The organism is Myceligenerans halotolerans (assembly GCF_054782975.1).
Genome location: NZ_BAAGRL010000016.1, coordinates 100,220 through 121,275 on the forward strand (window position 1 = coordinate 100,220; position 21,056 = coordinate 121,275).

Consider the following 21,056-nt stretch of genomic DNA (forward strand, 5'->3'; position numbering starts at 1 on the left):
CCGGCGGGGCAGCCGGGCTGAGCGCGAGGCGCGGGGCGCGACCAGGTCGGGGGTTTGGCGTGTGGTCGGTCAGTTTCCGTGTGGTCGGTCAAGTGATTGACCGACCACACGCCAATCCCCCGACCAGGCAGGCTCACCCCAGCTCTGGCCGAACCACGCCGCGCCGAGCGGGGACGCCTCAGGTCACCGCGCCGACGTGCCACGGGATGAACTCCTCGGCGCCGATCTCCAGGTCCTCACTCACCGTCCGTTCCCCGGACGCGACCGCGAGGATCAGCTCGAAGATCTCCCGCCCGACGTCCTCCAGCGACGCCGTGCCGTCCACGATGACACCCGCGTTGACGTCCATGTCCTCGGCCATCACCGAGTACATCGGCGTGTTCGTGGCGACCTTGATCGAGGGCGTCGGGCGGCAGCCGAACACCGATCCGCGGCCGGTCGTGAACACGACGACGTTCGCCCCGCCGGCGACCATCCCGGTCACCGACACCGGGTCGTAGCCGGGAGTGTCCATGAACGTGAACCCGGCCCGCGGCGCGATCGGCTCGGCGTACTCGTAGACCGCGGACAGGGGCGCGGTGCCGCCCTTGGCCACGGCGCCGAGCGACTTCTCCAGGATCGTGGTGAGGCCGCCGGCCTTGTTGCCCGGCGACGGGTTGTTGTCCAGCGTCCCACCGCCCGCGGCGACATAGTCCCGCCACCAGTCGATGCGGTCCAGCAGCTTCCGCGCGACGGCGGGCTCCGTCGCGCGCGCGGTGAGCAGGTGCTCCGCGCCGTACACCTCGGGGGTCTCCGCCAGCACGGACGCACCGCCGAGGGCCACCAGCCGGTCCGACGCCCAGCCCAGCGCCGGGTTCGCCGTCACGCCCGAGTAGCCGTCCGACCCCCCGCACTCCAGCCCCAGGACCAGCTCCGAGACATCGCACTCCACGCGCTCGCGCGCGTTGACCCGCGGCAGCATCTCGCGCACGGCGGCGACGCCCGCACGCACGGTGGCGCGGACGCCGCCCGACTCCTGGATGGTCAGCGACCGCACGACGGTGTCTGCCGGGATGGAGGCCAGCAGCCCGGGGTCGACGCGGGTTGCGGGATCGACGCCGGCCCGGCCTTGGCCGTTCGCGTCCCGATCGGTGCCCGACGGCGGCACCTGGCCGGCCGGGACCTCAGTGCCCGCGCCGCTGGTCGCCGAACCGCCGGCCGACAGGACGCCAGTCGCCGAACCACCAGCCGACGAGCCGCTAGTCGCCGAACCACCAGACGACGAGCCGCTAGTCGCCGAACCGCCAGCCGTCGGGACGCCGGTGGCCGGGACGGACGATGCACCCGGCGCGCCGATCGCCGGCATCCCGAGGTCGACGTTCCGTCCCGACCGGGCCGACAGCGCCGCGCCCGGGACCATCTCGCAGCCCAGGCCCAGCACCAGCAGGCCGGAGATGTTCGGGTGTGCCGCGTGGCCGCGCAGGGTGCGCAGGAGCATGCGGCCGCCTTCGGAGTCGGGCACCATTCCGCAGCCGCTGGTGTGGGTGAGGGCGATGACGCCGTCGACGTTCGGGAACTCGTCGAGCGCGGCCCCACGGAACTGGTCGGCGATCATCTTCGCGGTGGTCGCCGAGCAGTTCACGCTGGTCAGGATCGCGAGGAAGTTCCGCGTCCCGACCCGCCCGTCCGCCCGTCGATACCCGCGAAAGGTGGGCCGCGGCCCGTCCGCCTCCGCCGCGTCGGCGCGTGCCGTCTCCGGGCCACCACCTCCGCTTGGAGATCGCGCGGGCAGGTTCGAGGCATGAGGATTTCGACCCAGGGATGAGGTCTGCTGAGGATCTTCTCGGGCGACGCGCGGAAAGCTCGTGCCGGGGTCAGAAGCCTCATGCCGCCGCCGTCCCGCGCGATCTCTCACCGGCTCCGGACCGCCGTCGCCCGGCTGTGCCGGGGCGTCCGGCTGCGGGGTGTCTCGGCGGAGGGTCTGGGCCGCCTCGTCGTCGAACGCGAGGTTGTGGCCGTGGACGTGGTCGCCCCGGGCGATGTCCGACGTCGCCACGCCGATGACCTGGCCGTACTTGCGCACGGGCGCCCGGCGGCCGACGTCGGACAGCGCGATCTTGTGGCCGCGCGGCACGGCTCGCGACCCGACGGTGATGGTGTCCCCGCTACCGCCGGCTGCCTCGCCCGGGGCCAGATCCCGCAGGGCGATCCCGACATCGTCCTCACCATTCAGCACCAGAACATCGACCCTCACGACGACTCCCTTCCCCCGCGGCCACTCCCGTGGCCGATCAGTTCATCCCCGAACTCCCAGCCCTCTCCCCGCCACGGCCCGCCGAACCGCAAGCCGGTACCGCGACCATCGCCGAACCGCAATGGGATCCCGCAAACCGTTGCCGAGCCGCACGCTGAATCGTGCAAACCCATGATTTGCACGATTCAGCGTGCGGCTCGGCAACGAACTCCGGGGCCGGATTGCGGTTCGGCATAGGGCCACAGAACCACCTTGCGGCTCAGAGCCAAAGCCACGGAACCAGCATGCGGATCGGAGCCGAAGCCCCGGTCCAGCATGCGGATCGGAGCCGAAGCCCCGGTCCAGCATGCGGTTCAGCGGGCGTCAGCCCGCGATCGCGGCGTTGACCTCGTCCATGAACATCTGCGCGGCCTCCTCCGGGGTGGCCCGTTCGAAGATCACCTCGGTGTTGACGCGCTCCATGATGTCCTGCATCTCGGCCGAGCCGTTCGGCGGCACGGGCGAGGCGTCGACGATCTCCTCGCCGATCTCCGCCATGAAGTCCGCCACCTGCTTGTCGGCGTCGGTCAGGTCGTCGGCGATGGCGTCGCGCATGTCCGTGTTCGCGGGCAGACCGCGGTCGGTCAGGTTGATCTTCGCAGCTTCCTCCGAGTTGAGCAGGAAGTCCACGAACTTCGCCGCGGCGTCCGGGTACTCGGACGTCGCGGACACCGAGTAGAACATGGCCGGCTTGTAGTACATGCCGGTGCGCTCGAACTCGGTCTCACCCGGGTACCGCAGCAGCTGGATCTCCTCGCCCGACGCCTCGGCGAGCGCGCCGAGCTGGTTGGACCAGAAGGACGACATGCCGCCCGCGTTGGTGCCCACGAGCGACCCCTCGGGGCCGGCGTGCTGGTACTCGATGGTGCGCGAGGCGTCCGGCTGGCCGCCGCCGGCCATCAGGTCGAGCGAGTTCTGGAAGAACTCGGCGACCGTCTCCTCCGACACGCCGAGCTCGCCCTCGGGCGTCCACAGGCTCTCGCCCTTCTGGCGGGCGAGGATGTTGAGTCCGGCCTCGTTGAAGCCGTAGTCCTGGGTGCCCCAGACGCCTTCGCCGGCGCCCTCGGACACCTCGTTCGCGACCTGGACGTACTCCTCCCAGGTCCACGACTCGTCGTCCGGGATCTCGACACCGGCGTCGTCGAAGACGGCCGGGTTCGCCACCATCGCGTAGGCGTTGATCCCGGTCGGGAGCGCGTACTGGGTGCCGTCGATCTGACCGCCCGCGAGGATGCTCTCGTCGATCTTCGCCGTGTCGATGCTGAGCCCGCCCAGGTCGGCGAGGACGCCGCGCGTCGCGTAGTCGGAGACGTAGCGCTCCTCCTGCGTCATCACGTCCGGCGTGTCGCCGGCCGCCACGGTGGTCGAGAGCTTGTTCCAGTAGCCGCTCCAGTCGGTGAAGTCCGGCACCACGGTGATGTCCGGGTTCTCCGCCTCGAAGGCGTCGATGATCTCCTGTGTCGCCGCGTGCCGCTCGTCGGATCCCCACCACGCGAAGCGGATCTCGCACGGGCACTCCTGGGCCTCGACGTCCCCCGTGCCGCCCGCGCCGGAGTCACCGCCGCACGCGGACAGGATCAGGGCAGTGGCGGCGACACCCGCCGCCACTGCGGCACCACGCCGGCCACGCTGGTTGATTGAGGTACGCATTTCTCTCCTTCTCGATGACGAGACATCGTCGTTTCGGTCGCTCGGAGGTTCGGTTTGCTAGTAGGTGCAAGGTCGTACGGCAGCCGCGCGCGGCGGCCTATTTGATGCCCGTCGTGGCGATTCCCTTGACCAGGTACTTCTGGCCGAAGAGGAACACGAGGAACACCGGGATCAGGGAGACGATCGACATCGCGAACAACGCGCCCCACGAGCTCTCGCCCGTCGAGTCGACGAAGGTCCGCAATGCGATCGGCACGGTGTACATGTCCGGTTTGGTGAGGAAGATCAGCTGACTGAAGAAGTCGTTCCACGCCCAGATGAAGGTGAAGATCGCGGTGGTCGCCAGGGCGGGGATTGCGAGCGGCATCATGATCTGCCAGTAGATGCGCAGGTGTCCGGCGCCGTCGATGCGGGCCGCCTCGTCCAGCTCGCGCGGGATCCCCCGGAAGAACTGGACCATGAGGAAGATGAAGAACGCGTCCGTGGCGAGCAGCTTCGGCACGATCAGGGGCAGGAAGGTGTTGATCCACTCCAGCCTCGAGAACATGACGTACTGCGGCACGATGATCACGTGGATCGGCAGCATGATCGTCATGAGCATGATCGCGAACCAGAAGTTGCGCCCCCGGAAGTTCAGCCGGGCGAACGCGTAGGCGGCCAGCGAGCACGACACGAGATTGCCGAGCACGCAGCCGAGCACCACGATGGCCGAGTTGATCAGGTACCGGCTGAACGGATGGAGCAGGGCGCTCCAGCCGTCCGTGTAGTTGGACAGGTCCACGTCGGTGGGGATCAGGCCGGGCTCACGGAAGATGAGCGCGTTCGGCTTGATCGAGCTCATCAGCATCCACAGCAGCGGATACAGCATCACGAAGCCGAAGACGATGAGGCCCGTGTGCTTGAGCGCGCTCGTCACGCCGGACCGGATGCGGCGGCCGGCAGTGCCGCGCCGTCGCCCGCGCCCGTCCGGGGACGACGACGATGGTTCGGCGAAGGTGACCTTCGAGGGCGTGGCGAGATCAGTCATCGTAGTGAACCCAATACTTCGAGGCGAGGAAGTTGACGAGCGTCATCCCGCCGATGATCAGGAGCAGGAACCAGGCCATGGCCGACGCGTACCCCATGTCGAGATCCGCGAAGCCCTTCCGGTACAGGTAGAGCGTGTACAGCAGCGTCGAGTCGGCCGGCCCGCCGTTCCCGCCGCTCACCACGAACGCCTGCGTGAAGTTCTGGAAGGCGTTGATGAGCTGCAGCACCAGGTTGAAGAACACGATCGGCGTGAGCATCGGGACCGTGATCGACCAGAACTGCCGGACCGGGCCGGCGCCGTCGATCGACGCCGCCTCGTAGTACATCCGCGGGATCTGGCGCAGCCCCGCGAGGAAGATCACCATCGGCGCGCCGAAGGTCCAGACGTTCAGGATGATCAGCGTGTTCAGCGCGTGGTCCGGGTGCGAGACCCAGCCCGTCCCCTCGATCCCGACGAGCGCCAGCACCTGGTTGATCAGGCCGTCGGCGCCGAAGATCTGCCGCCACAAGATCGCGATCGCGACGCTGCCGCCGAGCAGCGAGGGCAGGTAGTACACGGAACGGTAGAGCGCCAGCCCGCGCATGCCCTTGTCGAGCACCAGCGCCAGCGCGAGCGCCGCACCGAGCTGGAGCGGCACCGACACGAACACGTAGGTGAACGTGACCTGGAGTGACTGCAGCAGCCGGGGGTCCTCGAACATCCGCACGTAGTTGTCGAGGCCGATCCACGACGGCGCCGTCAACAGGTCGTAGTCCGTGAAGGACAGGTACAGGGACGCGGCCATGGGGCCGGCCGTGATGAGGAACAGCCCCGCGAACCACGGGGCGAGGAAGAGCGCGGCCATGCGGCCGTCGCCCTTGCGTCGCGGGCCCGCGGCTTTCCGCGTGCTCGCGACCTCTTGGATCACGCTGGACATTCCGCCCTCCGGTCATCGTCGACCTCTTTGCTTCCCCGGGAACGAGCCGCCGCGGGGGGTTCCTCCGCGGCCCCGATCCGGGAAACCGGTTGCCGTGCCAGAACGTACCACATGAGGAACCGGTTTCCCATGGTGTACCTTCACCACGTGAACATCAGGCGCCCAGCAGTGACGATCGGCGACGTGGCCGCGGCCGCGGGCGTCTCGCGCGCGACCGTGTCGCGCGTCATGAACGGCCGCAGCACAGTCGCTGCGGACATCGCGGAGCGGGTGCGCGAGGCCGCGGAATCGCTGAGCTACCGGCCCAGCACCGCCGCCCGCAACCTAGCCCTCGGCCGCACGCGGACCGTCGCCCTCGTCATGCCCGACGTCGGCAACCCCGTCTTCCAGCAGATCCTGCACGGCGTCATGGCCGCCGCCGACCAGGACGGTTATCGCGTCCTCGTCGCCGACACCGCCGAGGACCAGAGCCAGGAGGCCGCGATCGCGCTCGAGGCGCGGCTGCGCTGCGACGCGCTCGTCCTCGTCTCCCCCCGCATGTCCGACGACGACCTCGCGCGCCTCGTGCCCGACGTCGAACCCGTCGTCGTACTGAACCGGCAGGTGCCGCCCTCTCCGGACCAGGACGGCCGGACCGCCCGCGCGCCCGCCGCGCCGAGCCTCGTCGTCGACTACGAGGACGCCGCGGTCCAGGTGATCGAGCACCTCGTGAGCCTCGGCCACCGCCGGCTCGTCTACCTGGCCGGACCCGGCGCGTCGGCGTCGGACGCCCAGCGCCGGGCCGGCATCCGGCGCGCACTCGAGCACCATCCCGCGCTCGACGTGCTGGAGATCCCCGCAGGCCCGGACATCGCCGCGGGCCACGCGGCGACCGGCGCCGTGCTCGCCGGCCGCGCGACGGCGGCCGTCGCCTTCAACGACCTGGTCGCGTTCGGCCTGCTCGCCGGGCTGAACGAGGCCGGGGTCGCCGTGCCCGCCGACATCTCGGTGGCCGGATTCGACGACATCGACCTCGCCCGCTACGCGACGCCGGCGCTCACGACGGTCGCCGTGCCGCAGTCGGAGCTCGGCCGACACGCCTGGAAGGAGCTAGCCGCTGTGATGGACGACGATGCCCAGCCTGCCCGGTCCGCCCGTTTCACCACCAAGCTGGAGGTGCGCGCCAGCACCGGCCCCGTGCCGGTCGGCCCCGAGCGCGTACACGCCACCGACCGTGCGGTGCCCGCCGGAACCGCCGGCCACCCCGACACCGCCACCGACGCGCCCGGGGACGCGCGACCGCCGTCGGGCATCACCCTGGCCTGGGAAGATGAGCCGGACGCGCTGGTGCTCCACGGCCCGGGCGGTACGCCGCTCGCGCGACGCGAGACCGGCGAGCGCGTCCCGCCCGTCCACGCACCGCGGCCGTACCTCCACCCCGTGCACACGCTGGGCGGGACACCCCTGACCGACTCCGGTCCCGTGGACCACCGGCACCACTACGGCGTAGGGATGGCCGTGGCGGACGTCAACGGCACGAGCCACTGGGGCGGCCGCACGTTCATCGAGCACGTGGGGCCGACGCTGCTGCAGAACCACGGCCGCCAGGTCGCCCGCGACCTCCGGCCGGACGGCGGCACCCTCACCGAGACGGTCAGCTGGCTCGACGAGCACGGCGGGCAGCAGCTCGTCGAGGACCGCCGGGTCACGACCCGCCTGCTGGCACCGCTCGGGGGCGCGGACACGGCACATCCGGGCTGGGTGCTCGACTGGCGCTCCGTGCTGCACGCCTCCGACGGCCCGCTCGAGATCCGGTCGCCGGCCACCAACGGCCGTCCGGGCGCGGGGTACGGCGGCCTGTTCTGGCGCCTGCCGATCGCGGACGAGACGCGCGTGCTGTCGGTCGCCGGCGAGGGCGAGACCCTCGCGCACGGCAGCAGCTCGCCGTGGCTGGCCTTCGTGCAGCGGCACGGCGACCGCCCGACGACGCTCGTGCTCGCCCAGCCCGGCACCGTACGGCCCTGGTTCGTCCGCTCCGCCGAGTACCCGGGCGCCTGCCCGGCGCTCGCCTGGGACGCCCCGCTGCTCGTGCCCGACGGCGGGTCGGTGCAGGTCGGCCTGGTCGCCGCCCTGTTCGACGCCGAGCTCGGCCCGGCCGAAGCCGCTGCGGTGGCGGGGGCGATCGTATGAGCGCGGAGCCCGGCACCGTCGGCGGCCGTCGCGAGGACGGCGGAGCGCGACGGGCGAGGACCCCGGGAGCTGATCCCGGTCGCGCGGAAGGATCCCGCGCCGCCGGCAGCCGTCGCGACGACGCTGGAGCGCGAGGGGCGAGCGCCCTGGCGGCTGAGCCCGGTCACGGGGAGAGCCCCGCCCGGATCGCCGTCGTCGGCGTGCACGGGCATGGTGCGTCGCACGTGCGGCGGGTCAGCGAGCTGGAGGCGCGGGGCGAGGCAGAGCTGACGGCCGTCGTCGACCCGCGGGAACCGGAGGCGGAGGCGCTCGGGGAGTCGCGGGCCACGTGGTACGCGAGCCTCGGGGATCTGCTGTCCCAGGGCGACCTGCCTGACGTCGTCGTCCTGTCCACCCCGATCCACACGCACCTCCCGCTCGCGCAGGCGGCGATGGAGGCCGGGATCGACGTGCTGCTGGAGAAGCCGACCACGGCGTCGCTCGCCGAGCACGAGGCGCTCGTCGCCGTGGCGGAGCGGACCAGACGGCGGTGCCAGGTCGGCTTCCAGACGTTCGGGTCGCACGCGCTGCCCGCCGTGTCGCGCATGATCGGGCGCGGGGAGATCGGCGAGGTCACCGGGATCGGCGCGGTCGGCGCGTGGGTGCGGACGGCGTCGTACTGGACCCGTTCGGCGTGGGCCGGACGGCGCCACCTCAACGGTCACGACGTGGTCGACGGGGTCGTGACCAACCCGCTCGCGCACGCCGTCGCGACGGCGCTGCGGATCGGTGGCGCACGACGGGCCGACGACGTCGCCTACGTGGACACCGACCTGTGGCGGGCGAACCCGATCGAGGCCGACGACACGTCGTCGGTCCGGGTCGTCGGCGCGAACGGGACGCGGTACGGGTTCGGCCTCACGCTCTGCACCGACGAGCGGACCCCCGCCCGCGTCATCGTGTACGGGACCGAGGGCACGATCACGCTGGAGTACGAGTTCGACCGGGTGCTGCTCCGCACCGGATCGGTGACCGCCGAGAAGGAGTACGCGCGCACATCACTCCTGGAGGACCTGCTCGCCGCGCGTCGCACGGGCGGCCCGCTGCTCTGCGACGTCGCCGAGACCGGGGCGTTCATGCGGGTCCTGGAGGCCGTCCGGACGGGCCCGGAACCGCGGGCGATCGTGTCCGACGGCGGCGCCGGTGGTGCGGGACCCGACGGTGCTGGTGAGGAGCGGGTGCGGACGCAGGCTGCAGCCAAGCCGGCGGGATCGGGCGGCTCGACAGGGGCGAACGGCCCGGCGGGATCGGGCGGCCCGACAGGGGCGAACGGCCCGGCGGGATCGGGCGGCCCGACAGGGGCGAACGGCCCGGCGGGATCGGGCGGCTCGACAGGGGCGAACGGCCCGGCGGGATCGGGCGGCCCGGTGGGCATCGTGGAGTGGCGCGGCGAGGGCGACGGCCGGTGGCCGGTCATCGCCGACGTGGAGTCCTGGTGCGAGAAGGTGGCGTCGACCCAGAAGCTCTTCTCGGAACTCAACGCCCCCTGGACGACGCCGTAGAGCGAGGAACCATGAGGTTGCTTTCGCTATCGGCGCCGATAGCGAAAGCAACCTCATGGCCCGCCGCCCTCAGGCCCGAGTCAGCGGCACGGGGAGACCGCGCCCCAGGCGCCGTGGACGTTGGTGCCCGGTTCCAGGCCGCGGGTCCACCAGTAGGCCACGTGGTTCACGCCGTCGTGCAAGACGACGTCGCCCCCGGTGTAGACCGCGCTCTCGGCCCACGGCTCGGCGCACTCCTCGACCGGCGGCATACCCGCAGGCCCCACGACGACCCACGGCCCCCACCAGGAGCCCTCGCTCGGCGTGACGCCGCGCGTCCACCAGCGGGCCTCGTAGGCGACGCCGTCGTGGGCGACCACGTCACCCGCGGTGTAGATCGCCGTCGGATACCAGGGCGCCACCGGGACCACCTCGGGAAGGAGCTCGATCACGGTCGGGTCCGGGTTGGCGGCAAGGCGCGCCCCGGTGCCCGACAGCGCGACGTCCGTCAGCTCGTACAGGCCGTGCATCACGACCGAGCCGTTCGGGCCGATCTCCGGCCGCACGCCCGCCTCGTCCGTCGACACGAACCACTCCTCGGTGACCTCGGCCGAGCCGTCGCCGGGAGCGGCGGCGACACCGTCGAAGTAGTTCGTCGGGTCGGTCAGGAGCGAGGTGTCGTCCTGCTTGAGCTCGATGTCGTCGGCGCGTGTGGCCTGCCAGGACAGCACGCCGGACGCCCGGTAGTCGGTCTCGCTCGCCGACGTCGTGAGCTGCACGTTCATCGCGCTCCTGGACGGCGAGACCAGCCCGTTGCCGACGCTCGTGACGTTCTCCAGCCGGACGTCCGGCCCGGAGTTCGACGTCACGCCCTTGGCCAGGTTCCCGAACGCGACCGAGTTCCGCAGCACGTGGGCACCGGGCATCGACTCGCCGCCCAGCTTGAACCCGTTGCCCTCGCCGAGGTCCTCCAGGCCCTCGTCGTCCTCGAGCCACCCGTTGGCGTAGGCGACCGAGTCCTCCACCGTCACGACGCCGATCGGACCGGTGGTCGACTTCGCGTACAGGTCCCAGCCGTCGTCGATGTTGTGGTGGGCGATGCTGTACCGGATCACGTTGCCCTCGCCCGCGGTCAGCTTGACGCCGAAGCCGTCCGCGTCGTTCCCGAGCGGATCCCTGTTGTTGTGCGCCTCGGAGGACAGCACGAGATTGTGCGACGGCCACATCTCCGGCGGCTCGGCAGACAGACCCGAGATCTGGATGCCCGAGTCCTGGTTGTGGTGGGACTCGATCTTCTCGACCACGTTGTGGTGACCCCCGATGTGCAGCGGCTTCCGGTACCCCTGCGACCGGGTGATCTCCAGGTCGTACAGGTGCCAGTGGTCGCCGCGCAGCCAGATTCCGCCGCTCTCGGACTCCGACAGGTCCAGCACCGCGCGGGAGCCCGGCTCCGACATGAGCGTGATCGGGGCGTCGGCGGTGCCGTCGCGGCCGCGTTCGACGACGATCGCCTCCTGCGGGAGGTAGGTGCCGCCGTCGAGCACGATCTGCTGGCCGGGCTGGGCATAGGCGACCGCGGTGTGCAGGTCGAGCGGGGCGTCGGAGGTCCCGTCCCCGCGGGCGTCGCCGTCGGGCGCGACCCGGATCGCCTGGCCCGGCTCGCCGTACGACCGCACGTCGATGCTCAGGTCGATGTCGACGGGGTCGGTGGACTCCAGTTCCTCGCGCTCGCCGAAGTGCGGCTGTTCCTCGTCCGGTACCAGGCTGGCGGTGAACTCGTTGGTGCCGCGCGCCAGGTCGAGCGGCACGACGGTCTGCTCGCCGGGCTCCACGTCGAGGCCGTCGGCCACGACCGCGCCGTCCGCGTCGGTCACCCGGGCCTGGCCGTACACGTTGGAGGTGAGCGGCACGTCGATCGAGTCGTGCGGCGTGGTGCGCGTGACGTCCGCGGAGAGTTCCGGCGTGATGTACACCGGCGGCGGATCCTGGGCGGGCTCGTCGTCGTCCGGGTGGATCGTCTCGAACGACCAGTCGGTCACCGTGACCTGGATCTTGCGCGCCGCGAACAGGCCGACGTAGAAGACCTCGTCGTTCTGGGTAAGGAGCATGTCCGGGTCGTACTGGATGACCTCGTGGACGGTCTCGCCGTCACGCTGCCAGATCGCGTGGAACCCGGTGTTGGACCGGCGCAGCGTGAGGTCGTAGTCCTCCCCCGCCTCGAAGCGCGGCGGGTTGGTGTTGCCGCCTTCGATGTGAGGTCGGCCAGGGGTGCGGTGCCATGCTTCCGCGTGGCCCGTTTCCCCTGGCCGCCTCCCGAACCGGACGTGCCCGTTACCAGGCATCCGGCTCTCCACGAGTGCCGTCATGTCGCTGTCCACGGTGTCGGGATCTGCGCTCCTCGGAACCGGTATCGGGTCGTGGTGACCTTTGCCGGGTTGAAGAGCGTGGTCCCGTTCTCAGTGGGCCACCAGCCGTCACCGCAGTAGCGGCGACGCAGTTCCTTCCAGTTCATCCCGCGGTGCTTGCGACGGATCCAGGCCAGCGTCCGTTGCCATGCGTAGTGGCTCAGGTACTGGAACGTCGCGGAAGACACCCCGGGCCGGAAGTAGGTGGTCCATCCTCTCAGCACCGGGTTGAGCCGGTGCAGCAGGACGTCCAGCGGCAGGTTCGTGTTCTGTCGGCAGATCGCCTTCACCTTTGCCTTGACGGCCTGGAGGGCCTTCTTCGACGGGTAGGTGTAGACGTGCTGCTTGCCCTTGCCGTCCTTCTTCACCTGGCGCTGGATGCGCCAGCCGAGGAAGTCCAGTCCCTTGTCGATGTGAGTGATCAACGTTTTCTCGCTGGACAGGCGCAGGCCCATCGTCGCGAGAACCCCGGCGACCTCGTCCCGGACCTGCTCGGCGTTCTGCCGGGTCCCCGACACCAGGATCAGGAAGTCGTCGGCGTACCGCACGAGGCGGTAGTTCGCTCCTCCCTGTCTGCGTCGCTTGGTCCGTTCCCAGTGGCTGGGGTCCCACTTGGCGGCGATGTGCTCGTCCAGGACAGACAGAGCGACGTTCGCCAGCAGCGGGGACAAGATCCCTCCTTGTGGTGTGCCGGTCTTGGTCTCTAGCAGGTGCGCCTCGGTATCGAGGACACCTGCTTTCAAGAACGCCTTGACCAGCGCCAGGACCCGCTTGTCCTTCACGCGTCGACGTACCCGGTCCATCAGGGCCGTGTGGTCGATCTCGTCGAAGCACGCGGCGATGTCGCCCTCCACCACCCACTCGTACGAGCGGGAGGAGTAGAAGCGCGCTTCGGCGATCGCGTCGTGGGCGCGGCGTCCTGGCCGGAACCCGTACGACCCCGGATCGAAATCCGTCTCGAAGATGGGTTCGAGCACCAGCTTCAGTGCGGCCTGGACCACCCGGTCCCGCACGGTGGGGATACCCAGCCGACGGGTCTTCCTGGTCCCCGGCTTGGGGATGCGCCGCTCGCGCACCGGTAGCGGGCGGAACGTCCGCTGCCGGATGTCCTGGCGCAGCGTGGACAAGAACACGCCCACGCCTTGGCCGGACTCGATGCCCCACGCCGTGTCGCCGTCGACCCCGGATGTCCGGGACCCACGGTTGGACCGCACCCGACCCCACGCCACCATCAAGAACGCGGGATCATGCACAAGGTTGAACAGATCATCGAACTTCCTGGACGGGTCCTCGCCCGCCCAACGGTGCAACTTGGTCTGGATCTCCCGTACTCTCACCTGCGGGGACTGCACGACTCCGCCGGTGAGATCGCCGCCGTTCGGCGGCGAGCCTTCGAGCATTCCAGAGTCCTCCCTGCTCACTCGCTGGTCTCCTTCGCCATGTGCCAGGCTTTCCCTGACTCGGACTACTACGAGACCTCCGTCCCACCGGCCGCACTCGGCGGGCAACGCGCCTGCCCCCTCTGCCCGCCTGGAACGACGCGCAGCGGTCGGGCGACGACCGATGGTTCCCACGTTCACTGCTGACCGTTCGACGAGGCAGGAGCCCAACTGCACTCCGACGGCATCGTCGTGGCTACGCCGCAGACATTCACCACGACCTCGCCCCACCACGGCTACGAAGACGGGACGAGTCGGCCCCCACGGACGGGAAGGGAGCCGTGCACCGCAGACCGGCCCAGATCCGCCAGGTTCGAGCCGGCACAAGGATTACGGAGCCTCAGGCGTTGGTTCCTCTCGTACTCCCTCTCGTCTCGTTTGCCGGACCCGCCCCATCTGGCAGTGCTAGGACGTCCCGTCGTTGTCAGGGCTGCTCCCACCCGCCCCGGCGATCCCCGGGCCAGGCTGCCCTCAACTTCTACCCAGCCGCTGCGACGGCCAGGCGGTGCAGGTCTCTCACCTCCACACGGTCAAACAGCGCCTCGTGGCGCACGTAGCCGTCCTTGTAGTCCCAGTCGAACGCGCGCGAGTCGGTCATGTCGCGGTCCGCGGAGCTCTCGGTGGGCGGTCCGGTGTAGCCGTGCACGAACTTGGCGCCCGGTGTGCCGTACCGCACGCCCTCCTCGCCGTCCGCGCCGAACAGGTACTTCGCGACCGACGCTCCGGCGGAGTTCATGTACCGCGCCGAGGTGTCGTTCGCGATCAGGTCGTCGACCGCGACGATGCCGAACCCGGACTGGTTGTCCTTCGACGCCGAGTCGTCCACGTGGATCGTGGCGCGGAGCGTGAAGTTCTCCGCGGCCGGGTCCACCGCGGTGTAGTGGTACCAGAACCCGTCCTCCGAGTCGGCGGCCTTGCCGAGGTTGTCGAGGGCGTCGAACGTGATCGAGCCGTCCTCGTTCTCCGTGACCTCGCCGCCGGAGCCGACGCCGATGTGCGCGGTCTGCCAGCGCTCCACGGCGTCGGCGACGGTGAACTCGAAGGGAGCCGACGTCGCGGCGTCGTCCCCGCGGTGCGCGACGACCTGCGCGTCGTAGGTCCGCCCCACGGCCAGGCCGGCGACGTCGGCCGTGGTGCCGGTGACGCCGTCGACGACGGTCGTGAACTCCCCGGTGCCCTCCCGGACGCCGATGGAGTACGTCTCGGCCTCCGCGACCGCGCCCCACTCGACGGTGACGGTGCCCTCGGCGCCCGAGACGCCGGTGGTCAGGATTCCCGCGATCTCCGGCGTCGCGAGCGGGAGCGAGAACTCCGGCGTCGCCGCGCGCTCCGAGACGAGCGGTGCGTCCTCGTCGGATCGCGTGAGCAGCACCTCCACGGTGTAGCTGCCCGACGACGGCGGCTCGACCGCGAGGGTCCCGGTGGCGCCGTCGGCGGCCGTGAAGGTCCGGTCGACGACGTTCCCGTCGGCGTCGTAGAGCTGGGCGTGGGCGAGGTCGGCGCCGTCCGGCCCGACGTCTCCCGTGTAGTCGACCAGCAGGCTTCCCGGGGCCGTCGGGTCGAGGACGACGTCGTCCACCACGGGCGCGGCGACCTCCGTCCAGGGCGTACGGCTGGTGTCGGGTTCGACGTCGAGCTCGGCGGAGAAGAGGTTGACCCCCGAGCTGGGCGAGGACAGCCAGTAGGTGCCGTCCGCGGGGACGGTGAGCACCTCGGTGGCGATGGGGGCGCTGTCGTCGTCGGCGGCCGCGACGACCCGGTCGATCTCCGTCCAGGAGGCGTCGTAGAGCGCGAGCGCGCGGTCGGCGGTGCCGCTGCCGCTGCGGGCGTGCACGGTGACCTCCGTGCCCGCTGTGGCGTCGAAGCGCAGCGAGCGCTCGTCGGAGTTGCCCGCGCCGTTGAGCTTGAGGCGCTGGGCGTACACGTCGCCGCGGTCGGACGTGCGGTCCGCGGCGTCGACGGTGACGGCCTTGGCGTCGGACGCCATGATCGTGAAGGCGCCGGCGACGACGTCGCTGGTGGTGATGCTGCCGGGGGTGAGGTCGTCGGCGACGAGTGCGGTGGCCGGGTCGGCCGCGGCCGGCGTCGTGAGGCCGGCGAGGACGAGAGCCGACGCGGCCACCGCGGTGAGTAGCGAGCGAGGCCCTACGCGTGTTCGAGACATGATCTCCTCGTTGAGATGCGGGACGTACGGCTCCCTCCACCTGCCGTCGCGCACCTCGCGACGCCTTCGGGAAACCGGTTTCTCGTACGGTGGCACGAAACCCCTCGGGCGCGCAAGGGAGTCTTGCGGGGAGGCGGGCGGAGCGGCAGGCAGGCGGCCGACCATGCCATTGCGGCGACCACGCCATTTGTGGGTGGTGGGAACGTTTCCATCACCCGCAATGGCGTGGTCGCCCACAATGGCATGGTCGGCCGCGTGAAAGCGCTCGTGTGGGTCGGGATCGGACGGGAGGGGCAGAGGCAAGGGCCCGAGGCCGGGTCAGCCGGTGAGGTCGAGGCCCTCCAGGCGGACCGGGGTCAGATGCTCAGGTCGAGATCCTCCAGGCGGATCGGGTCGCCCGTCTCCAAGGAGGTGTTGCCGGCGTAGCCCACCGCTGAGGCCCGGATGCCGTCGCGGTAACCCGCGGCCCGACCCAGCGGGTCCGGCTCGCCCGAGGGCGCGAAGATGTCCTGCAGCAGGAGGCCGTCACCACCACCGTGGCCGCCCGGCCCGACGGCGACGATCGGCCGCTCGGTCGCGGGTTCCCAGTGGCGCTGGACCAGGAGACGCTCACCCTTGGGGCGCACGTCGTCCTCCGCGAAGGCTTCGGTGGCGCTGGGGTCGAGGATCGCCGCGCCGTCGTCGTCGAACGCCACGAAGCCGCGCTCGACCACCTCGAGCTCGGCCCGGCCGCGCGTGCCGTTGACGACGACCCGGTAACCCTCCCAGGGAGAGTGGGCCGTGAGGGAGTAGCTCATCGTGGCGCCGCCCGCGTACTCGACCACGAGGCTGAGGGTGTCCTCGGTGGTGATTCCGGCGTCGAACACGGAGCGGTTGCGCACGTAGCCGTCGTGCACCTGCGCGTCGGGCCCGTAGAGCCCGGACAGCCACGCGTTCTTGTCGAGGTCGAGGTGCCACGGGTCGACGCCCTGCGCGTTGAGCTGCTTCTCGGTCTCGGTGGGCTCGTAACCGTCCGCGTGGCCGGCGTCGTCCCCGTAGAACCGGCGCCCGCCCGCGGCGAAGACGCGGCGCGGGACGTCGTCGATCCACCAGTTGACCAGGTCGAAGTGGTGGCTCGACTTGTGCACGAGCAAGCCTCCGTTGTTCACCTTCTCGCGGTGCCAGCGGCGGAAGTAGTCGGCGCCGTGCACGGTGTCGAGCGCCCAGTCGAAGTGCACCGACAGCACACGCCCGATCTCGCCGGAGGCGATCACCTCGCGCAGCGCGGAGTTCCGCGGCGAGTACCGGTAGTTGAACGTCATCACGAGGTCACGCCCGGTCTCCGCGACGGCGTCGACGATCTGCTTCGCCTGGTCCGCGTGCGCGGCGATGGGCTTCTCGACGACGACGTCGGCCCCGGCGCGCAACGCACGACTGACGAGATCGCCGTGGGTGCTGTCGATCGAGGTCACGATCACGCGGTCCACGCGCTCGGCCTCGATGACCTTCTCCAGGTCGTCCGGGTCGTGGACCGGGCGCTGCCCGCCGACCGCAGCCGCGACGCGCTCCTCGTGGAACGCGGCACGCACCGGGTTGGGCTCGATCCAGGCGACGATCTCGCCATCCGCAGCGTGCGCGCCGATCAGCGCGTCGATGTACATCGCGGCCCGGTGCCCTGTCCCGACGACGGCGTAGCGGGTGCGCCCCTCCGGGAGCGGCCCGTCGATCGGGGCCGGGGTGTGGGTGGACCCGGTGATCGGCTCGGTGGTGGGGGTGTGCGGTTCGGGTACGGGCCGCTCGGCTGCCGGCTCGGGCATTGTTCGCGCTCCTCGGGTCGTCGTCGACAAGCAGGGTCGCTTGATGACGATACCGAGCCATCGGCGGTTTGGAAAGCGCTTGCCGACTGTCTCGCGGGACGCGGAGGTCCGTTCGCTCCTCAAGAACGCCGCCATCGCCTTACTTACAGTTTCGGCGAAACTGTAAGTAAGGGGGAAGCGCTACTAGCAGTTCCAGCATCGACAACACGCGCATCCCGACTGCCTCCTGCCTGCCCGGCGGCTCGGCCTCAGGTCAGGTGCCGGGCGAAGAACCGGTCCGCGTCCTCGGGTGCGCTCTACGGTTCAATGGCACCGCAGATCTCTTCGGCGAGGCTACGGCTGCCTGCGGCGATGAACTTCTGGCGTGTGCTCATCGCGCGGCTGATCTCGGGGAGGGTGTTGAGTCCGAGGTCGAGCGAGATCGGCTTGCCATCCAGATCGACGGTGACACCGCCTGCCGCGTGAAGAATGTACTGGCCCGGGGACAGGTCCCAGGTGGCGAAGCCCTTGGCGATCTCCACGGTGGCATCGGTGAAGCCGGCCGCGACGTGGCACAGGCTGATGGAGCCGAAGTCGACGCCGATCCTGCCCTTCTTCTTGCCGTCCGCCCCGGGTGCGCCGAGCAGGTCGAGGAAGCGGTGCTGCCGCGCCAGAGGCCCGAATCGTTCGGCCGGGCGCATCAGGTAGTTGGTGACCAGCGCCTGTGACAAGGGCGGGGCCGTGGACCGGGTCAGTGCATGCTGGTCGCCGTCTGCGGTGATCATCAACGCCCGGTCGACGCCGTCTTTACCCCGCGCGGCGAGGTAGAGCTGGATGTGGTGGAAGATGTCGCCGACGACGGCGACCACTGGCCGCTGGAGTGACCGGGAGTAGATCAAGATGTGGGTGTAGCCGTTCAGGGCTCGCACCGCGAGCTCGCTGGTGTCCAGCGGGTCGACCAGGACGCACAGGTCCGGGTCCGGATCATCGCCGATGACCCGGGGTTCGTCTTCCTCCGAGGCGTAGATGAACGACGGGATGACCTCGACCAACCGCTCCTTGTAGCGCTCGTGCATCCACAGGTCGTAGTCCGACAGGAAGTTGCCCTCGTGGCGCACGTTCTCGTTCTCCGCGCGCTGCCCGGACACGGCCGCCTCAACCAGACGTGGCCGGATCTGATTCATCATCGAGACCACAAGGCGCGCGACGTCGCGCGCGAGGTCCGGGATCGGGCTCTCGTTGCTCATGTCGCAGGTTCACCTATCGCAGTTCGAGTGGGGGTTCGATACCAGGAGGGCTCATGGTCGCGGCGATGAAGACGGCCTCGAAGTCCGCGGCGCGCATGATCTGTGCGCCTGTCAAGTCGTCGAAGCTGCCGACGGTCAGATCCTGGTCCTTGGTCATGGCGCCGAACACCGCGAAGTACAGCTCCGCCCTGGGGTAGCGGGCGCGCAACTGTCGTGTGAGGTAGCCGATGACGTCGGCGTGCTTAACCTCGAAGTCGCAGATCACGATGGTCGGCGCGTCCCGGGTGTCGGGGTAGAACGATGCTTCGTCCAGTTCGATGCCGTCGCGCACCTTGTTGCAACGCAGGTAGCCGATCGGGCAGCGGGAGAATCGCGACGAGGCCAGGAAGGTCGCCATGACCAGGCCGGCCTCGTTGACTCCGAAGCAGGCGTCTACCTCCAGGCGCCTGCCAAGGTTCTTGATCTGCTGCGACAAGCGTTCCACGCCGTAGCCGAACGTCTCCCAGGTCAGGTCGAGCAACCGTCCTGGTTGGGGGTTCTCCAGGGTGAACACCGGGATGTCGGGGTTGCCGTACTCGACGGTGGGAACGGTCAACGTGAACTCACGACCGACCTGTTTCGGAGCTTCGGTCGGCGTGCGGAACCCGTTCTGAGCCGGGTCGGGATGCATCCGCGCGACCTTGGGTGCGGACCGCATGTCCGTGGCGTCCGAGGCGAACTGCCTGAGGGCGAGTTGGTCCTCGGCGGTCAGTCGCTCATAGGCTTCGGCGATCAGCTCGGCAGGATTGATCTCTTCTTCGGCCACTCCGAGTGGGCCTCTGCCGTACGCGGCACACAGCACGAGCAGACCCGACATCGACGGCGGCGAACCCTGCCCACGGCCCCGCGCCCACGACTCCCAGGCATTGATGGTCGTGCCACCGAGGCTGGTCTGGTGCCCGGTGACCTCGTTGTATCGCGCCGCCGCTTGGTCCTGCGACAACCCGGCCGCGTACCGGTGCGCCTGCAGGCTGGGCACATCCGGATAGGAAGCCATCAGCTCCGCCGCAGCGGCCCGCACCGACCTCAGCTCGGCCCACAGCCGCTTGCCCTGGGCCGCCAGTTCCCGGCCACGCGCCTGCGGAGTGACAGGTTGGCGCGACCTCGTGCGCACCTGCGGCGGCCCGGATGGTGTCTCCACGTCGAGTCCCCCTCCGCACCGGAACGTGGCGGCGCCATCTTACCCATCGCAGTGGGCAATGCCAGTGGTATCCCGCATCGTCGCAGGTCATAGCGCCCACAGATGCGTTCAAGATCGGTCGGCGGAACAGGTGTCACCGCCGCACGCCAGGTGTGACGGTTATGACCACACAGCGCTATCACAGAACGCCGGATGCCCTTCCGCGCAGCGGTCCGGGCGGCGGCGGCAACGACAAGTCGGCAAGGACGGTGATCATGAACCTCAACGACCACAGCGGCAGGAGGTCTCCGACTCTCGGGATCGGTGATGTCCTGGACCTGACTGCGAGCCTGCTCGGTGTTGTTGGTGGTCCGCGGGTGGAGTTGTTCACGGCGTCCCGTCACCGCATCTGCTTGCAGCCGCGGGATCTGGCCGATGGTGAGGCGATCGCGCGTCTACTAGGTTGTGACCGGCCGCTGGATCATCACCTGCTGACGCCGGGCTACACCGTGTGGACCGGGGAACGCGATGGTGTCGAGGTCCAGGTCCGCGCAGAACTGCGCCGCCCGGTAGGGGCCGTCCGATGACCCCCGCCATGGCCCCGCAAGTGCGCGCGGAAATGCTGATCGTGCTCGACGTTGACGGGACGTTGGTCGGCAAGGATTGCAAGGTCCCGGTCGCGACTGTCGAGGCCTTGGAGTTGGCGCGCGCGGCCGGGCATCACATTGTTCCGGCGTCCGGGAGGTCGCTGGCCGGGCTGCTTCCGATGGCCCGCAGGCTCGGGCTGACCGGCGGGTTCGCGATCGGGTCCAACGGCGCGGTGACCGTGCACCTGGACGCGGGAATGCCCTCGGGCTACGAGGTGATCGACGCCGCCGTGTTCGACCCGGCCCCGCTCATCCGAGAGGTACAGGCTCTCGAACCCGAGGTTCTGGTCGCGGTCGAGAGGCTCGGTGAAGGCTGGCAGGTCGACCACCGGTTCGACGCCGGTCTGCTGAACGGTCCCCAGCGTGTGGTCGATGCGCCCGATCTCCGCGGCGAGCCGACCACGCGGGTCGCGCTGCACGCCCCGAACCTGACCCGGCACGCCAAGGCCCTGGCCGCACTCGGCGGCGTGACGGTCACCCCGGCGGGGAAGAACTGGATCGACGCCACCCCGGCCGGCGTCTCCAAGGCGACCGCCGCCGAGCAGATCCGGACCCGGCTCGAGGTCCCGACCGCCGCGACGGTCGCGGTCGGAGACGACCTCGTGAGATCGGCCAGGGGCGCGGTGTCACGCTCTCACGTGGTCCGTTTCCCCTGGCCGTCTC

General features: G+C 70.2%; 14 protein-coding genes. 4 read left to right on the top strand and 10 right to left on the bottom strand.

The genetic code is table 11. The features are described 5' to 3' along the window. Positions 1-178: 178 nt before the first annotated feature. The 4 genes from ACYVK5_RS12265 to ACYVK5_RS12280 form a co-directional block, all read right to left on the bottom strand. Complete coding sequence (locus tag ACYVK5_RS12265; protein WP_460705273.1) at positions 179-2,233, bottom strand: UxaA family hydrolase; 2,055 nt, start codon at positions 2,231-2,233, stop codon at positions 179-181. Between the two features lie 363 nt (positions 2,234-2,596). Further along, positions 2,597-3,922, bottom strand: coding sequence for an ABC transporter substrate-binding protein (locus ACYVK5_RS12270; RefSeq protein WP_460705275.1), 1,326 nt, complete (start codon positions 3,920-3,922; stop codon positions 2,597-2,599). Between the two features lie 97 nt (positions 3,923-4,019). Next, the gene (locus ACYVK5_RS12275) at positions 4,020-4,949 is read right to left on the bottom strand and encodes a carbohydrate ABC transporter permease (RefSeq protein WP_460705276.1); all 930 of its coding nucleotides are present in this window, start codon (positions 4,947-4,949) and stop codon (positions 4,020-4,022) included. Next, entirely contained in the window at positions 4,942-5,868 is a 927-nt protein-coding gene (locus ACYVK5_RS12280) for a carbohydrate ABC transporter permease (protein WP_460705278.1), read from the bottom strand. The genes ACYVK5_RS12275 and ACYVK5_RS12280 overlap by 8 nt, the downstream gene beginning before the upstream one ends. Before the next feature lie 147 nt (positions 5,869-6,015). On the opposite strand from ACYVK5_RS12280, the gene ACYVK5_RS12285 reads away from it, so the two are divergent. Both ACYVK5_RS12285 and ACYVK5_RS12290 read left to right on the top strand, forming a co-directional pair. Then, positions 6,016-8,037, top strand: a complete 2,022-nt coding sequence (locus ACYVK5_RS12285; RefSeq protein ID WP_460705280.1) for a DUF6807 family protein — start codon at positions 6,016-6,018, stop codon at positions 8,035-8,037. Beyond that, on the top strand, positions 8,034-9,578 hold the full coding sequence (locus ACYVK5_RS12290) for a Gfo/Idh/MocA family protein (RefSeq protein ID WP_460705282.1): 1,545 nt from the start codon (positions 8,034-8,036) through the stop codon (positions 9,576-9,578). The genes ACYVK5_RS12285 and ACYVK5_RS12290 overlap by 4 nt, the downstream gene beginning before the upstream one ends. 80 nt (positions 9,579-9,658) lie before the next feature. On the opposite strand, the gene ACYVK5_RS12295 is transcribed toward ACYVK5_RS12290, so the two are convergent. The 6 genes from ACYVK5_RS12295 to ACYVK5_RS12320 all read right to left on the bottom strand — a co-directional run bounded on the left by ACYVK5_RS12295 (position 9,659) and on the right by ACYVK5_RS12320 (position 19,767). Continuing rightward, positions 9,659-11,923, bottom strand: coding sequence for a carbohydrate-binding protein (locus ACYVK5_RS12295; RefSeq protein WP_460705284.1), 2,265 nt, complete (start codon positions 11,921-11,923; stop codon positions 9,659-9,661). Then, the gene (gene ltrA / locus ACYVK5_RS12300) at positions 11,920-13,383 is read right to left on the bottom strand and encodes a group II intron reverse transcriptase/maturase (RefSeq protein ID WP_460705286.1); all 1,464 of its coding nucleotides are present in this window, start codon (positions 13,381-13,383) and stop codon (positions 11,920-11,922) included. Before ltrA ends, ACYVK5_RS12295 begins: the two co-directional genes overlap by 4 nt. Positions 13,384-13,879: 496 nt before the next feature. Then, on the bottom strand, positions 13,880-15,565 hold the full coding sequence (locus ACYVK5_RS12305; RefSeq protein ID WP_460705288.1) for a pre-peptidase C-terminal domain-containing protein: 1,686 nt from the start codon (positions 15,563-15,565) through the stop codon (positions 13,880-13,882). A 356-nt stretch (positions 15,566-15,921) separates the two neighbouring features. Further along, complete coding sequence (locus tag ACYVK5_RS12310) at positions 15,922-17,361, bottom strand: Gfo/Idh/MocA family protein (protein WP_460705290.1); 1,440 nt, start codon at positions 17,359-17,361, stop codon at positions 15,922-15,924. Between the two features lie 296 nt (positions 17,362-17,657). Further along, positions 17,658-18,587 carry an inositol monophosphatase family protein gene (locus ACYVK5_RS12315; RefSeq protein WP_460705292.1) on the bottom strand — a complete coding sequence of 310 codons (930 nt, stop codon included), beginning with the start codon at positions 18,585-18,587 and terminating at the stop codon, positions 17,658-17,660. A 13-nt stretch (positions 18,588-18,600) separates the two neighbouring features. Further along, positions 18,601-19,767: a hypothetical protein gene (locus ACYVK5_RS12320; RefSeq protein ID WP_460705294.1), complete on the bottom strand. Its 1,167-nt coding sequence runs from the start codon at positions 19,765-19,767 to the stop codon at positions 18,601-18,603. A gap of 254 nt (positions 19,768-20,021) precedes the next feature. Between ACYVK5_RS12320 and ACYVK5_RS12325 the strand changes: the two genes are divergently transcribed. Continuing rightward, positions 20,022-20,333 (top strand): hypothetical protein, encoded by a 312-nt coding sequence (locus ACYVK5_RS12325; RefSeq protein ID WP_460705296.1) that lies wholly within the window; start codon positions 20,022-20,024, stop codon positions 20,331-20,333. After that, positions 20,330-21,056: HAD family hydrolase (locus ACYVK5_RS12330; RefSeq protein ID WP_460705298.1), on the top strand; the 727-nt coding region annotated here is incomplete at its 3' end. The genes ACYVK5_RS12325 and ACYVK5_RS12330, both read left to right, overlap by 4 nt.